Below are 16,637 nucleotides of genomic sequence, written 5' to 3'. Positions count from 1 at the left end.
GTCCGGTCCACGAAGCAAGGGTTCATGAGCAAGCCGAAGCCTCCGACCAACGCGCTCCTGACTCCGGAGAAGCGCGCCGAGGACGTGGATCAGACGATCCGTCCGCTGAGCCTGTCCGAGTTTATCGGGCAGCGTGCGGCGCGGGCCAACATGCAGATCTTCATCGAGGCGGCGAAGAAGACCGGGCAGGCGCTGGACCACGTGCTGTTTGTCGGCCCGCCGGGTCTGGGCAAGACCACGCTCGCCCAGATTGTGGCGCGCGAGCTTGGGGTGAACTTCCGCTCGACCTCCGGGCCGGTGATTGCCAAGGCCGGGGATCTGGCCGCGCAGCTCACCAACCTGGAAGAGCGCGACGTGCTGTTCATCGACGAGATCCACCGGCTCAACCCGGCGGTCGAGGAGATCCTCTACCCGGCCATGGAGGATTACCAGCTCGACCTGATCATCGGCGAAGGGCCGGCGGCGCGCTCGGTCAAGATCGAGCTGCCCAAGTTCACGCTGGTGGGCGCCACCACCCGGGCGGGGCTGCTGACCACGCCGTTGCGCGACCGGTTCGGCATTCCGATCCGGCTGGAATTCTACGAGATCGACGAGCTGGAGCAGATCGTGGCGCGCGGGGCGCGGGTGCTGGGCCTGGGCATGTCGGCGGAGGGCGCCAACGAGATCGCCCGGCGCGCGCGCGGCACGCCGCGGATCGCCGGGCGTCTGCTGCGGCGGGTGCGGGACTTTGCCGTGGTGGCCGAGGCCGAGACGGTGACGCGGGCGATCGCCGACCGGGCGCTGCAGCTGCTCGACGTGGACGGGGCGGGTCTGGACGTGATGGACCGCAAGTACCTGAGCCTGATCGCGACCGCGTTCGGGGGCGGACCGGTGGGGATCGAGACGATCGGGGCGGCCTTGTCGGAGCCGCGGGATGCGATCGAGGACATCATCGAGCCCTATCTCATCCAGCGCGGCTTCGTGCAGCGCACCCCCCGCGGCCGCGTCCTCACCCGCCACGCCTACCGCCACATGCGCTTGCCCGAGCCTAAGCGGGATCCGAATGGCCAGTTCGGCTTCTTAAACGGGGACGAAGACTGACGTTGCCCGGTCCACTCTCTATGCGCAGGATTCAAGTCTGGATTTCGCGGCGGTCATAAGTCGTTGAGGTTGCTCCTGGGGGCGGCCGATGCGTGATTGTGCGCTGCGTCATGAGCAAGACCCTGTCGGCGCTGCAATTTTCTGCGGCTGTCGCGATACTATAGCCACGCTTGATCGCGCGGCGCGAACGAGATCTGGCGGTGAAAAATCGCCTCCCATCGTGGAACAGCGCCAAAACGCGCCAGTTGTGGAGGCGACCGCGCCAAGTCCGCGCGGCGCTGGCGAGGCTGTCGGGATCGAGGCCCTGCCCCTCGGCTCGCGACAGATCTTCGAGCCATCAAGAACAACGTCAGGGATAAACTTCCGCCATGAAGAAGATTACGCTTGCCGTCCTCGGCCTGTCAGCTGCCGCGTTGTCGGCGCCAGCCTTCGCGCAGGACGCCCTTCCGATCCGCGTGTCGCCCTTCGCCAATCAGGAAGGCGTCGGGGCCGCCGCGACCGAGACCCCCGCGTTCCGCGCCGAGGCTCTGCGGTCGGACGCTGCCAGCATCGAGGCGAGCCGCATCGCCCTCCAGCGTTCGCGCAACCCGCGGGTCCGCAACTACGCCAACCGCGTCCTCGTCGAGCGCAGGGCAACCACCGACGCGCTGCTGCCCCCCAACACCTCCCTGTCGCGCAACGGCTCCGTGGTCTCGGACAATCAGGGCATCCGGACCGACCTGAGCAACCCGGTCGGCCTTGTGCTTGCCCCGGTGACTGTCGCCGCCAACATCGGCACCGGGATCGTGGGCGGGGCCCTGGGCGCCGTCGGCCTCGTCGACAACAGCCCGGCCGAGCCCGGCCGCCGCGTGGCTCTGGGCGAGCGGGGGCAGGCTCGCCTGGCGCAGCTCCAGTCAGCGCCGAACGGTCGCGCCTTCGACCGCACCTACATCGACCAGCAGGCGCGCTCCGACGCCCGCACCCTCGCTCTGTACGATGCCTACGCGAAGTCCGGCGACAACGCTCAGGGCCGCCGGTTCGCCACCGAGGCCCTGCCCTACATCGCCGACGAGCACGCTCATTCGGCGAGCCTGGCGGCCCGCATCGGCGGCTGATCGCCGACGCAGACCCGACCACACGAGGGCCGCCTCGGCGGCCCTCGTCGTGTTGCGTCCGATCTCGGCGGGCCGCTAAAGGACCCGCATGAGCGCGTCCGAGCCCGTGATCAGTGACCCGGCGGAAGGTGGCGGCCCGCCGCATCGGCTGGGGGTACGCGTCTACTACGAAGACACTGATTTCTCGGGCTTCGTGTACCACGCCAGCTACCTGAGGTTCCTGGAGCGCGGCCGGACAGAGCTGCTCCGCGAACTCGCCGGCGACCAGTCCGACCTGCACCGCGAGGCCAGCGGACTCGTCTTCGTGGTGCGCCGGATGAGCCTCGACTTCATCCGCCCGGCTCGAATGGACGATCTGCTGATGGTCCTCACCCGCACGCGCGCTCTGCGCGGCGCTTCGATGCAACTGGATCAAGAGGTCCGCCGCGGCGATGAGCTTCTGGTTGCGGCGGAGGTCACGGTCGCCTGCGTTCGCGACGGTCGCGCGGTCCGCCTGCCGGATGCCCTGCGGCAGCGCTTCGCCTCCGCTCCGGCCGGTGAGCCGTCAGCCGGCCCGTGACGGATCGGTCTCGCGGATGACCCGGGCGAACGCGTTGACGATCGTCATCGCATCGTACTCGATCGAGACGAGCTGGTAGCCCATTCCGACCATCTCCCGTGCCCGTGCGGGCGACGGCGCGAAGGCGCAGGGAATCTTGCCCGCTGCCCGCGTCTTGCGCGCGATCTCGGCGATCGCGGCGCTGACGGCGGCACCGAGCGGATCGAAGGCCGCGCCCTTCGAAAGGGCGATCGATAGGTCGGCAGGACCCACCAGCACACCGTCGATGCCCGGCACGGCAAGGATCGCCTCGAGCTCCGCGATCGCCCCCTCCGTCTCGCACATGGCGATCGTCAGGGCGCGCCCGTTGGCCTCCGCGAGGTACTCGGAGCTGTCCCGGAGGCTCGATAGCCACATGGCACGGTCTGGGCCCCAGCTCCTCTGGCCGATCGGCGGGAACTTCGCGGCCGCGGCGAGGGCCCGGGCGTCCGCCACCGTGTTGATCATGGGGGCCACGACGCCGGCGGCTCCCGCATCGAGCATGCGCGAGACCATGGCGAAGTCGCCCACCGGCACGCGCACCAGAGCCGACTTTCCGGCGAGGGCCACCTCGGTAATCGCAGCGCAGCAGGATCGATAGTCGTAGGCTCCGTGCTGCTGGTCCAAGAGAACCGCGTCGAAGCCCGCCCGCGCCAGGGCGCCGGCCACCATCGGGTCCGCGATCATGGACCAGCCGAGGAACCGCGCCGGGCCGGTGGGCAGCAGGTCAGGCAGGCTGGGAACGGGGAGGGTCATGCGCGTCCTGTGTGCCTCGCAGGGCTCGCGACTCGGCGCCGCTGGGGGGACCATAAGGGAGCCGGTTTCGGCAGGTCCAGCCCGCTGCCCCCGTTCGAACAGCCGGATGCCTCAGGATCGCCGGGATCGAAACCGATCCTTAACCCTGCCGCGGCCTTAACGGAGCCGATGCCATGGCGGGGCGCGGGGGCCGCCGACGGCCCTTACTTTCGACAGATTCGCGGGCGACAGCGTTGAAATCGCTCACGGATCCGGCGGACGCGGGCCTCGCCCGGCGCATCGCGATCCGGAGCAGGAGACCTCGACGGATGAACCCAGCCGACGCGATGCAGGCCGCGCCTGTCGCCGACATGACGCTGCTCGGGCTGTTCCTGCAGGCCCACTTCGTCGTCAAGATCGTGATGATCGGGCTGCTCAGCGCCTCGATCTGGTGCTGGTCGATCATCGTCGACAAGACGCTCCTCTTCCGCCGGACCCGGGCCGAGATGGACGCGTTCGAGGACGCGTTCTGGTCCGGCCGCTCCCTGGAGGAGCTGTTCCGCTCGTTCAACGACCGGCCGGCCACGGGCCTCGCCGCCGTGTTCGTGGCGGCCATGCGGGAGTGGAAGCGCTCCTTCGAGGGCTCGGGCCGGCAGATCCAGTCTCTGTCGCAGCGCATCGAGAAGCAGCTCGACGTGACCATCCACCGCGAGGTCGAGCGGCTGGAATCGCGCCTCCTGTTCCTCGCCTCGATCGGCTCGGCGGGTCCGTATATCGGCCTGTTTGGCACGGTCTGGGGCATCATGACCGCGTTCACGTCGATCGCGGCCTCGAAGAACACATCTCTTGCGGTCGTCGCCCCCGGCATCGCCGAGGCACTGTTCGCCACCGCGATCGGCCTGTTCGCGGCGATCCCGGCCGTGCTCGCCTACAACAAGCTCCAGGCCGAGGTGGCGAAGTCGCAGTCGCGGCTGGAGGGCTTCGCCGACGAATTCTCCGCCATCCTCTCCCGCCAGATCGATGAGCGGCTCCCGCTCGCCGCCTGACGCTGATCCAGAGGAGACCGATCCATGGGCATGGCAGCGGGCGCGTCGCAGGGCGGCAAGCGGCGTCGGCGCAGGGGCCGGCGCGGTGGCGCCATCAATGAGATCAACATGACGCCGTTCATCGACGTCGTGCTGGTGCTCCTGATCATCTTCATGGTCGCGGCGCCGATGATGACCGTGGGCGTGCCCCTCGATCTGCCGCAATCCAAGGCCTCCCCGCTCAATTCCGACGTGAAGCCGATCACCCTTTCGATCCGCCAGACCGGACAGGTCTTCCTCGGTGAGGACGAGCTCACCGACGACATGATCGTCCCGAAGCTCACCGAGACCGCCAAGACCGGCACCGAGGAGCGGGTCTTCGTGCGCGGCGACAAGCGGGTCGATTATGGCCGCGTGGCGCAGGTGATGGCGATCGTGACCGGCGGCGGCTTCAAGAAGGTCGCCCTCGTCACCGAGCCCGAGCATCAGTAGGGCCGCGCCGTGGAGTTCCGCTTCGACCGCAAGGAACCGGGTGTCTGGATCTCCGCCGGCACCCACGTGGCGCTCCTCGCGCTGGCGCTGTTCAGCGTCGCGGCCCCGGCCCTGCCCGAGGCCCAGGAGGGCGTGCCCGTCGAGGTGATCACCGAGAATCAGTTCTCCGAGATCACGAAGGGCGAGCGGCAGGCCGACAAGCCGATGCCGAACGCCACCTCGCGCGCCGACCGCAAGGCCGAGAAGTTCGAGGATCGCGAGCCCGAGAACGCCAAGACCGACGCGCCCACCGCCCCCACCCGCACGGCCGAGATGAAGCTCGCCAATGCGGAGGAGATGCCGCTGCGCGGTGAACCGGACCCGCAAGAGGCCGCGCAGGCCGCCAAGGCCGCCGAGAAGGCCGCGCAGGAGAGGCGCGACGCCGAGAAGGCGGCCGCCAAGGCCGCGGAGAAGGCGGCCGAGAAGGCCGCGGCGGAGAAGGCTGCCGCCGCCAAGGCCGAGGCCGAGAAGCGCGAGCAGCTCGAGAAGCTGATCGAGAAGCAGGAGGCCGAGGCCGCGGCGGCCGCCCAGAAGGCCGCCGCCGCGAAGAAGGCCGAAGCCGCCAAAGAAGCGGCCAAGAAGGCCGCCGACGCGAAGGCCAAGGCCGAGGCGGAAGCCGAACGCCAGAAGGAGATCGCGGAGGCCAAGGCCGAAGCCGAGCGCGAGAAGGCGGAGGCCGCCGCCAAGGCGAAGGCTGAGGCCGCGAAGGCCGAGGCGGCCGCTAAAGCCGAGGCCGCCGCCAAGGCGAAGGCCAAGGCCATGGCGGACGCGAAGGCCAAGGCCGACGCCGAGGCCAAGGCGCGCAAGCAGGCCGAACTCGCCGACAAGTTCAACGCGGGCGACATCCGCTCGATGCTCGCCTCGAAGGCGCCGTCACAATCGACCGGCGCCACCGGCCACACGGTGCAGAAGGTGGCGGCGCTCGGCGCCGCGACCGGCAACGCGCAGCGCCTCTCGCCGTCCTTGCGGGATGCTCTCGTCGGCCTGCTCCAGCAGCAGATCGAGCGCTGCTACTCGGCGCCTCCCGGGGCGGCTCAGGGCGTGGTGCTACCGGTTCTCGACATCCGCCTGAACCCGAACGGTTCGCTGAGCACGGAGCCGCGGATCATGCGCGGGGGGGCCAGCGCGGTGGACCAGTCGATCGCGCAAGCTGCGCTCCGGGCGGTCCGCCGCTGTGCGCCGTACAACATACCGGCCACCTACGCGCCGTATTACAACGACTGGAAGGCCATCAACGCGGAGTTCGAGTTCACGGCGACCTGAGGCCGCCCAGCCCGTCCCCTGCCCTCACCCGAATCCTCGTCTGATCGTCACTCGGATCCGACCCACCATGCTGCACATGCCCTCCGTCGGGCGCGTCCCGACGTCCTTTGCCGCGCGTCTGATCGCGGCCATCGCCCTGCTGACCGCGTTCCTGGCAGCCCCGGCTCAGGCGCAGCTGCAGCTGCGCATCGGCGGCGGCAACTTCCAGCCCATGCCGATCGCCATCGCGGATTTCGGCGGCGACCCGAGCCTCGGCGGTCTCGTCTCCGGCGTGGTCACCAACAACCTGCGCCGCTCAGGTTACTTCACGCCCCTCGATCACGCCCGCTTCCCCGAGCAGCCGAACTTCGACGCGGCCCCGAACTTCGAGAAGTGGCGGGCCACCGGAGTCCAGGGCCTCGTCACCGGCCGCGTGGTTCGCGAGGGTGGCCGGCTCAAGGTCGAGTTCCGGCTCTGGGACGTGACCTCCGGTCAGCAGATGACCGGCCAGCAATACGGCACCGATGCCGCGAATGCCCGGCGCACCGGCCACCTGATCTCCGACGCGGTCTATACCAAGATCACCGGCCTCGGGCCCTGGTTCGACAGCCGCATCGCCTTCGTGGACGAGACCGGCCCGAAGGAGAACCGCCGCAAGCGCCTGATGGTCATGGATCAGGACGGCGCCAATGTCCGGGCGATCACCACCGGCGAGATGTCGATCGTGGCACCGCGCTACTCGCCCGCCACACAGGATATTGCCTTCATGGCGCAGGCCACCGGCCATCAGCCACGGGTCCAGGTGATCAATCTGGAGACCGGTTCGCGGCAGGCGCTGGGCAACGTGGACTCCATGAGCGCGAGCCCGCGCTTCTCGCCGGATGGGCGCAAGCTCGTCATGAGCGTGCAGCAGGGCGGCAACGCCGACATCGTGACGATGGACATCGCCTCGAAGGCCCAGCATTCGATCACCAACGGCATGGCGATCGACACCTCGCCGACCTACTCGCCGGATGGGTCGCAGATCGCCTTCGAATCCGACCGCGGCGGCTCTCAGCAGGTCTACGTGATGGGCGCGGACGGCTCGAACCCGCACCGCATCACCTTTGGTCCGGGCTCGGCCTCGCAGCCGGCCTGGTCACCGCGGGGTGACCTGATCGCCTATACCCGCCAGCGCAACGGCGGCTTCGCCATCTGCGTGTCGAAGCCCGACGGGACCGGCGAGCGCGTCCTCACCGAGGGCTTCCACAACGAGGGGCCGACCTTCGCGCCGAACGGGCAGTACGTGCTGTTCTTCCGCGATCCCGGCGGCCAGGGTGGCGGCAAGCTGTTCATGGTCGACATCACCGGCCGCGTTGAGCAGCCGGTCCCGACCCCCGCCTACGCCTCCGACCCGACCTGGTCGCCGCTCCTGGCGGGGCGTTGAGCGCGGGCGGTCCGACGTTCCGGCGGCGGCCGCCTGCCCCATCAGACTCGCTCATGATGAGGTGCGAGGCTCGCACGAGGCTTCCAGCCAGCCGCGCATCCCCGGAGCCTCCTGCGAGCCTCGCACCGCTCGCGCCTCAGGATGAGGACTTGCGCAGGATCATCCCGGCTTCACCTCTGCACCATCAGCCGGTCGCGCGCACGCAGCGCCGGGAACAGCCAACCCCAGAGCAGCGCGACGCCAATCGTCGCCGCGCCGCCGGCCACGACCGCCGGGACCGCACCGATCGCGGCGGCGAGCACCCCGGATTCGAACTCTCCGAGTTCGTTCGAGGCCCCGATGAACACCGTGTTCACCGCCGAGACCCGGCCGCGCATGGCGTCGGGCGTCTCGCCCTGCACGAAGGTCTGGCGCACGTAGACCGAGATCATGTCGGCCGCGCCCGTGACGAACAGGCAGGCCATCGACAGCGGCAGCGAGGTCGAGAGGCCGAAGGCCACAGTGGCGGCGCCGAACACCGCGGCGGCCCGGAGCATGCGTAGGCCGGCGTGCCGGCGGAGCGGGCGGTTGGCCAGGAGCACCGCCATGGCGACCGCCCCGAAGGCCGGCATGCTGCGGAGCGCGCCGAGGCCGAGGGGCCCGACATGCAACACCTCCCCGGCGTAGATCGGAAGCAGAGCCGTCGCGCCCCCGAGGAGGACCGTGAACAGATCCAGGCTGATCGCCCCGAGGACCACCGGCTGCGACCGGATGTAGTCGATGCCGGCCGAGAGCGCCGCCCAGGTGATTCGCGGCCGCTCGCCGACCGGCGCAGGCCGGAAGCGGATGAGCCCTGTCAGGACGCTGGCCAGGGCAAAGCTCGCCCCGGCGCTGCCGAACACCACGGACGGTCCCAGCGCGTAGAGCAGGCCGCCGAGGGCCGGGCCCATCACCGAGGCGCTCTGCCAGAGGGAGGCGTTCCACGCGATGGCCGAGCTGAATTGCAGGCCCGGCACGAGCGTCGGCAGCAGCGCCTGCAGGGCCGGGTTGGCGAAGGCCCGGGCCGTGCCGACGAGGATCACAAGGGCGTAGATCGGCCAGACCTCCTGGAAGCCTGCCAGTGCGTAGGCGAGGAGGCCGAAGCTCGCCGCGCTCTGAAGCGCGAAGGCCGCAGCGCCGACCAGGCGGCGGTCATAGGCATCCGCGACATGGCCGGTGATCAGCGCACAGAGAACCGCCGGCAGGAAGCCCGCCAGACCCACGAGGCCGAGCGCCAGGGCGGAATGGGTCAGGTCGTAGACGAACCAGCCGATCGCCACCGCCTGCATCTGATAGGCGAGGCCCGTGAGAAAGCGGGCCGCCCCGAACAGCCGGAAATCGCCGATGCCGAAGACGGCCCAGCCGGAGCGATCATGTGCGGACATACCCCCTGCTGCGCGGGACAGGCGGAAGAATCAAGCCTGACGGTAAGGGGTGCGCGGCGGATGTCGGTTGTCCCGCGATGTCCTAATGCAGCACCAATCCGGGCTTGCGCGGCGTCGCCACGGCCGACGGTCCGGACGGCCGGGTCTCCGGGAAGGAGTCGCGCCGAGGCTCTTCGGCTAGATCGATCGGGAAGGTGCAGGTGACGCAGGTTCCGCTGCCCGGCGCCGTCTCCAGCAGGACCCTGCCGCCGTGCAGCTCGACGAAGGACCGCACGATCGACAGGCCGAGGCCGACCCCCCGGTGGCGCGTGCCGAGGGTGTGGCTCTCGAAGCGGTTGAAAACCGAATCGGCGATCTCCGGCGGCATGCCGCGGCCGTAATCGCGTACACTCAGGAGAAGCTCCTGGGCATCCCGCCGGGCATGGACCTCCACGCGCTGCCCGGCATCCGAGAAGCCGACGGCATTCGAGAGCAGGTTGAACAGGATCTGGCGGACCCGCTTCCCGTCTGCGTGGACGCTGCCGATATCCTCCGGCACGTCGAGCGCGAGGGTGATGTGCGACTCGGCGAGCCGGTCCTCGATGCCCCGCACGGCCGCCTCGACGGTCGCCTGGACGTCGACCTCTTCCCGCTGCAGCTCCAGCGAGCCGGCATCGATCGAGGCGAGGTCGAGGATGTCGTTGATGATGACGAGCAAAGCCGCCGAGGAGCGCATGATGTGGTCGGCGTATTCGCGCTGGCGCTCGTTGAGCGCGCCCACCGTCTCGTCGCCGAGGAGCTGGGTGAAGCCGATGATGTTGGTGAGCGGGGAGCGCAACTCGTAGGAGACGTGGTGCACGAAGGTATCGCGCAGCTGCGCGGCCTTCTCCAGCGCGTCGTTCTTCTCGGTGAGCGCACGCTCGACGTTCACGCTCGCGGTGATGTCGATCAGGGTGAGGAGCGTCGCGCCCTCCGGGAGAGGCTGGGCGGCACAGTCCAGAACGGTCCCGTCCACGACTTCCAGGCGGCACGACCGGGCGCTACGCGATTCCAGTCCGACCACCGCGTCGCGGATATCGAGCCACGGTTCCTCCGCCGGGGCCAGTGACCGGCAGGCGGCGATGACGGCATCGACGTGCGGGCGCTCCTCCACCATGGCGGGATCGAGCCGCCACACGGTGCAGAAGGCGCGGTTGGCGAGCGTCAGCCGCCCGTCGGCTCCGAACACGGCGACCGGCTCGGCGAGGGTGTCCAGCGTCTCCGCCTGGAGCCGACGCAGAGCGTTGTAGCGGGACTCGGCGTTCAGGCGATCCGAGACATCGTCGAACAGATAGGTGAGGCCCCCCTGCGGGTTCGGGTCCGCAACGACGCGCAGCGTCCGGCCGTCCGGCAGGTACCACCAGGTCTGGTTCGCTTCCGCGGCGCGGTAGGCGGCGAGCACCCCCTGCTTCCAGCCGCGAAAATCCGCGTGCTCCTCGAGCTTCCGCTCCGCCCGCAGGTGATCCAGGATCTCGCCGTCGGAGGGGCGGCTGTCGAGGAAGGCCTGATCGAGGTCCCAGAGCTGGCGATAGGCGGCGTTGTGGAAGATCAGCCGCTGCGACACGTCGAACATCGCCACCGCGGTGGGCAGCTGGTCCAGGGTGCGGACATTGGCGTTCATCTGCCGCTGCAGGTCGGCGCGGACGCTCTCCAGCTCGGACACGTCGATGGCGATGCCGACCCGGCCGCTGTCGAGACTCGTCTCGAACACGTCGAGCATGCGCCGGCTGCCGGCCACGATGGCCGAGAGGCGCGGGACGCTCCGGGTCAGGCCGGCGGAGCGGGCGGCCTCCTCACGGGCGATGGATTCCCGGGCCGGGCGGTCGAACAGCTCGATGCCGGAATCGAGCGCGTCCTCGCGGCTCTCGGCCTCAACGGCGGCCACGTAGGCGGCGTTGACCCAGCTCAGGCCCCCCTCGCGGTTGCGCCGCCAAACCGGCTGCGGGATCGCGTCAAGGAGGCCGGAGAGGGCCGACAGGCCCCTGCGGGTCTCGTCCAGGGTCGCGCGCAGATCGGCGATCTCGCAGCGCTCCTGGCTGGTCTCGCGCAGGCGCAGGAGCGCGCGGCCCGCCACCGCCTGACCGTGCGCGTCGATGCTGCGGCCGGTCTGCGTCTGGAGGCTCAACGCGAAGCTCGTGCCGCGCGCCCGAAGGGTCTCCACCGCGGCCTCGATGGCGGCAGCGTCGGAGGGGACGAGCCACGTCCCGAAGGCGAGCACGCGACGGGCATAGCCCGAAGTCGGCCGCTCGCCGTAGATGGCCAGGCTGATGTCGCCCTCCACCACCGGCTCGCTGCGCCTGTCCCAGGTGACGATGATCTGCCGCTCGGCGTTGAGCAGCATCTCGGCGCGGTCGTGGGCGCCGCGCAGGACGTCGAGGGCGCTGGCGAGTTCGCGCTCACGACGGGTCCAGCGCGCGCGCTCGTACAGATGGAGCAGCGAGAGGATCACCGCGAAGACGACGAGGCCCGCGAAGATAGCCAGCGCCGCCACGCTGTGGATCTCGCGCGCCGGACGGGCCGCCGCTGCCTCGGGCAGTTCGGCCAGCGCCGCGCTCGCTGTAGTCAGGGCGAGCGCACCCACGCAGATTCGAACGTGTGTCGCACGACCGACACCCATGGCTTGCCCTGCCCCCGCCCCCGATGCCGGCCCGAGCGGCGCGCGTCTTCGCGCAGCGCAGAACGCACCGTTCCCGCGGCGATTCTTCCGAACCGGCGCGGCCCCATCGATCTAAGATTCGCCAGCACTCTACCGTGCGGCGGAATCGCCCCGGAAGGGGAACGAAGCGTGGCAATAGGTCGGCCAGGTACAATCGCTCGTTAACGACACACAGAAGACACAGTTCGAACCCGCATCCTCCGCTTGACAAACGAAGTGGCCCGACGCAGCGCGCCGGGCCTCGAAGGGTCTGTCGGATCGCCGGTCCGGGCCGGGACCGGCCTGGAGAGATTACAACTCACAGTTCGGCGCGGGACCGCGCCGAACCCAGGCTGTTCCGTCCTCAGTAGCGGTAGTGCTCGGGCTTGAACGGGCCGCTCTCGGAGACGCCGATATAGGCGGCCTGATCGGGGCGCAGCTTCGACAGCTTGGCGCCGATCTTCTCCAGGTGCAGCGCCGCGACCTTCTCGTCGAGCGCCTTCGGCAGGGTGTAGACCTGCTTCTGGTACTTGCCCGGGTTGGTCCAGAGCTCGATCTGGGCGAGCGTCTGGTTGGTGAACGAGGCCGACATCACGAAGGACGGGTGTCCGGTGGCGTTGCCGAGGTTCACCAGGCGACCCTCCGACAGGAGGATGATGCGGTGGCCGTCGGCGAACTCGATCTCGTCGACCTGCGGCTTGATGTTGGTCCACTTCAGGTTCTTCAGGCCGGCGACCTGGATCTCGTTGTCGAAGTGGCCGATGTTGCAGACGATGGCCCGGTCCTTCATCGCCCGCATGTGCTCGATGGTGATGATGTCCTTGTTGCCGGTGGCGGTCACGAAGATGTCGGCGCGCGGGGCGGCATCCTCCATGGTGACGACCTCGTAGCCTTCCATCGCGGCCTGCAGGGCGCAGATCGGATCGACCTCAGAGACGAGCACGCGGCATCCGGCGTGGCGCAGCGACGAGGCCGAGCCCTTGCCCACATCGCCGAAGCCCGCGACCATGGCGACCTTGCCGGCCATCATCACGTCGGTGCCGCGGCGGATGCCGTCCACCAGCGACTCGCGGCAGCCGTAGAGGTTGTCGAACTTCGACTTGGTGACCGAGTCGTTCACATTGATGGCCGGGAAGAGCAGCTTGCCCTCCTTGGCCAGCACGTAGAGGCGGTGGACGCCCGTGGTGGTCTCCTCGGAGACGCCCTTGATGCTGTCGGCGAGGCCGGCGAACCAGCCCTTCGGCTTCTCGGCGAGCTTCCTCTTGAGGAGCGCGAAGAAGATCTCCTCCTCCTCGCTGCCCGGCTTGTCGAGGAAGGCGGTGTCGCCGCGCTCGGCGCGCAGGCCGAGATGCACGAACATGGTGGCGTCGCCCCCGTCGTCGAGGATCATGTTCGGCATGCCGCCGTCATGCCAGTCGAACAGGCGCGAGGTGTAGTCCCAGTACTCCTCCAGGGTCTCGCCCTTCACGGCGAAGACCGGGATGCCGGCGGCCGCGATGGCGGCGGCGGCGTGGTCCTGGGTCGAGTAGATGTTGCAGGAGACCCAGCGGATGTCGGCGCCGAGCGCCTTCAGGGTCTCGATCAGCACCGCGGTCTGGATCGTCATGTGGAGCGAGCCGGCGATCTTGGCGCCCTTCAGGGGCTGCGCCGCGCCGTACTCCTCGCGGACCGCCATCAGGCCCGGCATCTCCGTCTCGGCGATCGAGATCTCCTTGCGGCCATAATCGGCCAGCCCGATGTCCTTGACGATGTAATCCTTGGCCATGAGTCGATGGCTCCGTGTTCGCGTTGCGGTTCGGGGCCAGCCCCTACCACCTCGCGGGTTATGAAGCAATCAAGACATAAAGATGTCTTTATGCGTTCCGCTCGGCGGAGCGGCCGCGGAACCGTCAGCCCCGCTTCGGCCCTGAGGCCGCGTGGACTCGGTCGGCGGCTCGGCCGCGCAGGTGGCGAATGCGGCCCTCGAAATAGTCCCTGTTCATGGTTTCCCTCCGATCCACCGAGCACCGCAGGGGCGCATCGCGTGCGTTGGGGCGCGACGATGCCGGAAGGCCACGGTTCCAGGGCGGCGTGACGGCGCCCGGTCCCGGGTGGCGATGCGCGCGCGTGACTCTGCTCCGTCTCGCGACCCGTCAGATCTCGATCTCAGTACCTACTTCGACCACCTGCCGGGTCGGCACGCCGAAGAAGGCGCCCGTGCGCTCGGCGTTGCGCTGCATGAAGGCGAACAGGTTCTCGCGCCAGGGCGACATGCCCCGCTTGTCGTTCTTGGGGATTACCGTCTCGTGCCCGACGAACACGGTCATGTCGTCGAGCACGTGGGCCGGCAGATGGCGGGCCTCCACGGCGCTGGCGAGCCCCTCAAGGATCGACGCTTCCTCCATGAAGCCGTAGCGGAGGATCACGCGGTAGAAGTCGGGCGCCAGGATCGTCACGTGCGCGCGCTGTTCCGCCGGGACGGTGGGCGTCTCCTCGTAGAGTGCCGTGATGATCAGGATGCGTTCCATCAGGGCATGATTGCGCTCGACGAAGCGCGAGAGGTGCAGCGGGATCCCGTGCTCCGCCGCCGACAGGAACGCTGCCGTGCCTGGCAGCCGCAGCAGGTCGCGGTGCTGTAGGCCGGTCAGGAAGACATCCTCCGGCAGCCGCAGGGCGACCCGCGCCGCCTCCACCAGCTCGTTGCCCTTCTTCCACGTCAGCATCATCAGCGCGACGGCGCCGGCGAGCAGCAGCGGAAACCATCCGCCCTCCGTGATCTTCACGCTGTTGGCCGCGAAGAACACGGTGTCGATGACGAGGAAGAAGCCGTTGACCGCACAGACCAGGAGCGGGTTGTAGCCCCAGCGCAGGGCGATCAGCGCCGCCAGGATCGTGGTGATGCCCATGAGCATGGAAACCGCGATGCCGTAGGCGCCGGCCAGCGCGTCGGACGAGCCGAACATCAGGACTGCCGCGAGGGTTGCGACGGCGAGCAACCAGTTCACCATCGGCACGTAGATCTGGCCGCGCTCCTCCCGCGCCGTCTGGACGATGCGCATGGCCGGCAGGAAGCCGAGCTGGATGGATTGCTGGGTCAGCGAGAACACGCCCGAGATGATCGCCTGCGACGCGATGATCGTGGCCATCGTGGCCAGCGCGATGAGCGGCAGGTGGCCCCAGGCGGGCGACAGGCGGAAGAACGGGTTCTCGATCGCGTCCGGCGCGGAGAGCAGCAGCGCACCCTGACCGAAATAGTTGAGCACAAGCGCGGGCAGCACGAGGCCGAACCAAGCCGTGCGGATCGGTCTGGCGCCGAAATGGCCGAGATCGGAGTACATGGCCTCGCCGCCGGTCACCGCTAGGAAGGCGGCGCCCAGCATCGCGAAGCTCACGTGCCAGCCCGCATGCAGCATGAAGTCCGCGGCCCGGAACGGGTTCAGGGCCGCGAGCACGTCGGGATCGGCAATGATGCCGGCGATCCCCAGAAGGCCGAGCACGACGAACCAGACGAGCATGACGGGTCCGAAGACGCGGCCGATGGCGGCCACGCCCTTGTGCTGGACCAGGAACAGCGCCAGCAGGATCGCGATGGTGATCGGCACCACGTAGGGCCCGAGCGCCGGGGCATCGACCTTCAGGCCCTCGATGGCCGAGAGCACCGAGATGGCCGGCGTGATCGCCCCGTCGCCGTAGAGCAGCGCCGCCCCGACCAGCCCGACCACCAGGAGCAGCGCCTTCCAGGTCCCCGGCCGCGCCTGCCGGGCGCCGAGCAGCGCCAGCATGGCGACGATGCCGCCCTCGCCGCGGTTGTCGGCCCGCAGGATCAGCACGGCGTATTTGAGCGAGACGATCAGGATCAGCGACCACAGGATCAGCGACACCGCCCCAATGGCCGCCGCCGGCACCGCCGCCCCGCCCGCAGTCGCGGCCTTCACCGCCTCCTTGAACGCGTAGAGCGGGCTCGTGCCGATGTCCCCGTAGACCACACCCAGCGCGCCGAGGATCAGGGCAGGCCTCAGCCTGCCACGCGCCAGCTCGCCTGTTTCGGTCCCGGCCTTGGAGGCGGGCCGTGCTGCGGGGGCAAGGGACTGACTCAACACATGGCTCCCGCAGGACGCTCCCAGAGCAGGGCGCGCCATACCCGGCAAGACTTGGCGACTGCAGCCAACCCGTCCAGCGGCCCGTCAGCTTCGTCGGACCGATGCCGGCCAGCCGACGTCAGACCAGATCCGCGAGGCCCGCGGGACAGGCGTCACCGCGTTTCAGGCAGAAGACCGGCGCATCGGCATGGCGGGCGATCGACGCCGCCACAGTGCTGGCCGGCGCCGGCGCGCCTTCGCTCTCGCTGACCGCCACCGCGAGCAGCGTCACACCGTGCAGGCGCAGGGTCTCGCGGGCGGTGAGCGCGTGGCTGATCGCCCCGAGGTAGCTGCCGGAGACGAGAATCGCCGGCAGGCCGAGCGCCCGGAGCCAGTCGAGGCCGGTCGCCGTCTCAGTCACTGGGCTCATCAATCCGCCGACGCCCTCGATCAGCAGCGTCCCATCCGTGCAGGCGATCTGCGCGCGACACCATGCGACGAGGTCCGCGAGTGCCACGGAGCGGCCCTCCAGCACTGCGGCCTGGTCGGGCGAGAGCGGCGCGGAGAACCGCCAGGGTGAGCAGCTCTCGACGGTGTCCGCATCGACCGGAAGGGCCTGCGCATCCAGAAGGCGGGCGGTGTCGCTCTCGGCGAAACCGGGATCGCTCAGCGGCGGCACGCCGCTCGCGAGCGGCTTCAGGGTCCGGACGGGCCGACCCCGTTCCCGCAGGCGCCGGGTCAGCGCCGCGGTGACGTAGGTTTTGCCGATCTCGGTCCCGGCCCCGGCGATGAAGACCGCCCGCGCGGGCATGC

Annotated in this window: 13 protein-coding genes; 7 read left to right on the top strand and 6 right to left on the bottom strand. The window is 69.5% G+C overall.

Annotated elements, in window-relative coordinates:
• Positions 1 to 24 precede the first annotated feature (24 nt).
• From ruvB to ybgC, 3 genes are all read left to right on the top strand, one after another.
• A complete protein-coding gene (ruvB, locus tag ACYCO6_RS10780) occupies positions 25 to 1,080 on the top strand; it encodes a Holliday junction branch migration DNA helicase RuvB (RefSeq protein ID WP_459771763.1) in 1,056 nt (351 codons plus the stop codon).
• A 368-nt stretch (positions 1,081 to 1,448) separates the two neighbouring features.
• Positions 1,449 to 2,174, top strand: coding sequence for a DUF4142 domain-containing protein (locus ACYCO6_RS10775; RefSeq protein WP_459771762.1), 726 nt, complete (start codon positions 1,449 to 1,451; stop codon positions 2,172 to 2,174).
• Positions 2,175 to 2,262: 88 nt separating this feature from the next.
• The gene (gene ybgC / locus ACYCO6_RS10770) at positions 2,263 to 2,733 is read left to right on the top strand and encodes a tol-pal system-associated acyl-CoA thioesterase (RefSeq protein ID WP_459771761.1); all 471 of its coding nucleotides are present in this window, start codon (positions 2,263 to 2,265) and stop codon (positions 2,731 to 2,733) included.
• Here ybgC and ACYCO6_RS10765 read toward each other — a convergent pair.
• A complete protein-coding gene (locus tag ACYCO6_RS10765; protein ID WP_459771760.1) occupies positions 2,719 to 3,507 on the bottom strand; it encodes an HpcH/HpaI aldolase family protein in 789 nt (262 codons plus the stop codon). The genes ybgC and ACYCO6_RS10765 overlap by 15 nt on opposite strands.
• A 308-nt stretch (positions 3,508 to 3,815) precedes the next feature.
• On the opposite strand from ACYCO6_RS10765, the gene tolQ reads away from it, so the two are divergent.
• From tolQ to tolB, 4 genes are all read left to right on the top strand, one after another.
• Entirely contained in the window at positions 3,816 to 4,532 is a 717-nt protein-coding gene (gene tolQ, locus ACYCO6_RS10760; protein WP_459771759.1) for a protein TolQ, read from the top strand.
• 24 nt (positions 4,533 to 4,556) lie between these two features.
• Entirely contained in the window at positions 4,557 to 5,003 is a 447-nt protein-coding gene (locus tag ACYCO6_RS10755; protein ID WP_459771758.1) for an ExbD/TolR family protein, read from the top strand.
• 9 nt (positions 5,004 to 5,012) lie between these two features.
• A complete protein-coding gene (gene tolA / locus ACYCO6_RS10750; RefSeq protein ID WP_459771757.1) occupies positions 5,013 to 6,305 on the top strand; it encodes a cell envelope integrity protein TolA in 1,293 nt (430 codons plus the stop codon).
• A gap of 67 nt (positions 6,306 to 6,372) precedes the next feature.
• A complete protein-coding gene (gene tolB, locus ACYCO6_RS10745; protein WP_459771756.1) occupies positions 6,373 to 7,710 on the top strand; it encodes a Tol-Pal system beta propeller repeat protein TolB in 1,338 nt (445 codons plus the stop codon).
• Between the two features lie 170 nt (positions 7,711 to 7,880).
• Here tolB and ACYCO6_RS10740 read toward each other — a convergent pair whose 3' ends face one another.
• The 5 genes from ACYCO6_RS10740 to bioD all read right to left on the bottom strand — a co-directional run bounded on the left by ACYCO6_RS10740 (position 7,881) and on the right by bioD (position 16,635).
• Positions 7,881 to 9,113 (bottom strand): MFS transporter, encoded by a 1,233-nt coding sequence (locus ACYCO6_RS10740; RefSeq protein ID WP_459771755.1) that lies wholly within the window; start codon positions 9,111 to 9,113, stop codon positions 7,881 to 7,883.
• 82 nt (positions 9,114 to 9,195) lie between these two features.
• Positions 9,196 to 11,748, bottom strand: a complete 2,553-nt coding sequence (locus ACYCO6_RS10735) for a sensor histidine kinase (protein WP_459771754.1) — start codon at positions 11,746 to 11,748, stop codon at positions 9,196 to 9,198.
• Positions 11,749 to 12,130: 382 nt separating this feature from the next.
• Positions 12,131 to 13,531, bottom strand: coding sequence for an adenosylhomocysteinase (gene ahcY, locus ACYCO6_RS10730; RefSeq protein WP_459771753.1), 1,401 nt, complete (start codon positions 13,529 to 13,531; stop codon positions 12,131 to 12,133).
• A 367-nt stretch (positions 13,532 to 13,898) separates the two neighbouring features.
• Positions 13,899 to 15,842 carry a potassium transporter Kup gene (locus tag ACYCO6_RS10725; RefSeq protein WP_459771752.1) on the bottom strand — a complete coding sequence of 648 codons (1,944 nt, stop codon included), beginning with the start codon at positions 15,840 to 15,842 and terminating at the stop codon, positions 13,899 to 13,901.
• Positions 15,843 to 15,963: 121 nt separating this feature from the next.
• The gene (gene bioD / locus ACYCO6_RS10720) at positions 15,964 to 16,635 is read right to left on the bottom strand and encodes a dethiobiotin synthase (RefSeq protein ID WP_459771751.1); all 672 of its coding nucleotides are present in this window, start codon (positions 16,633 to 16,635) and stop codon (positions 15,964 to 15,966) included.
• Positions 16,636 to 16,637: the final 2 nt, after the last annotated feature.

It is taken from the genome of Methylobacterium sp. CM6257, assembly GCF_054611515.1.
Note: the sequence above shows the minus strand (reverse complement) of the source record. Positions and strands in the feature narration are given on the sequence as shown.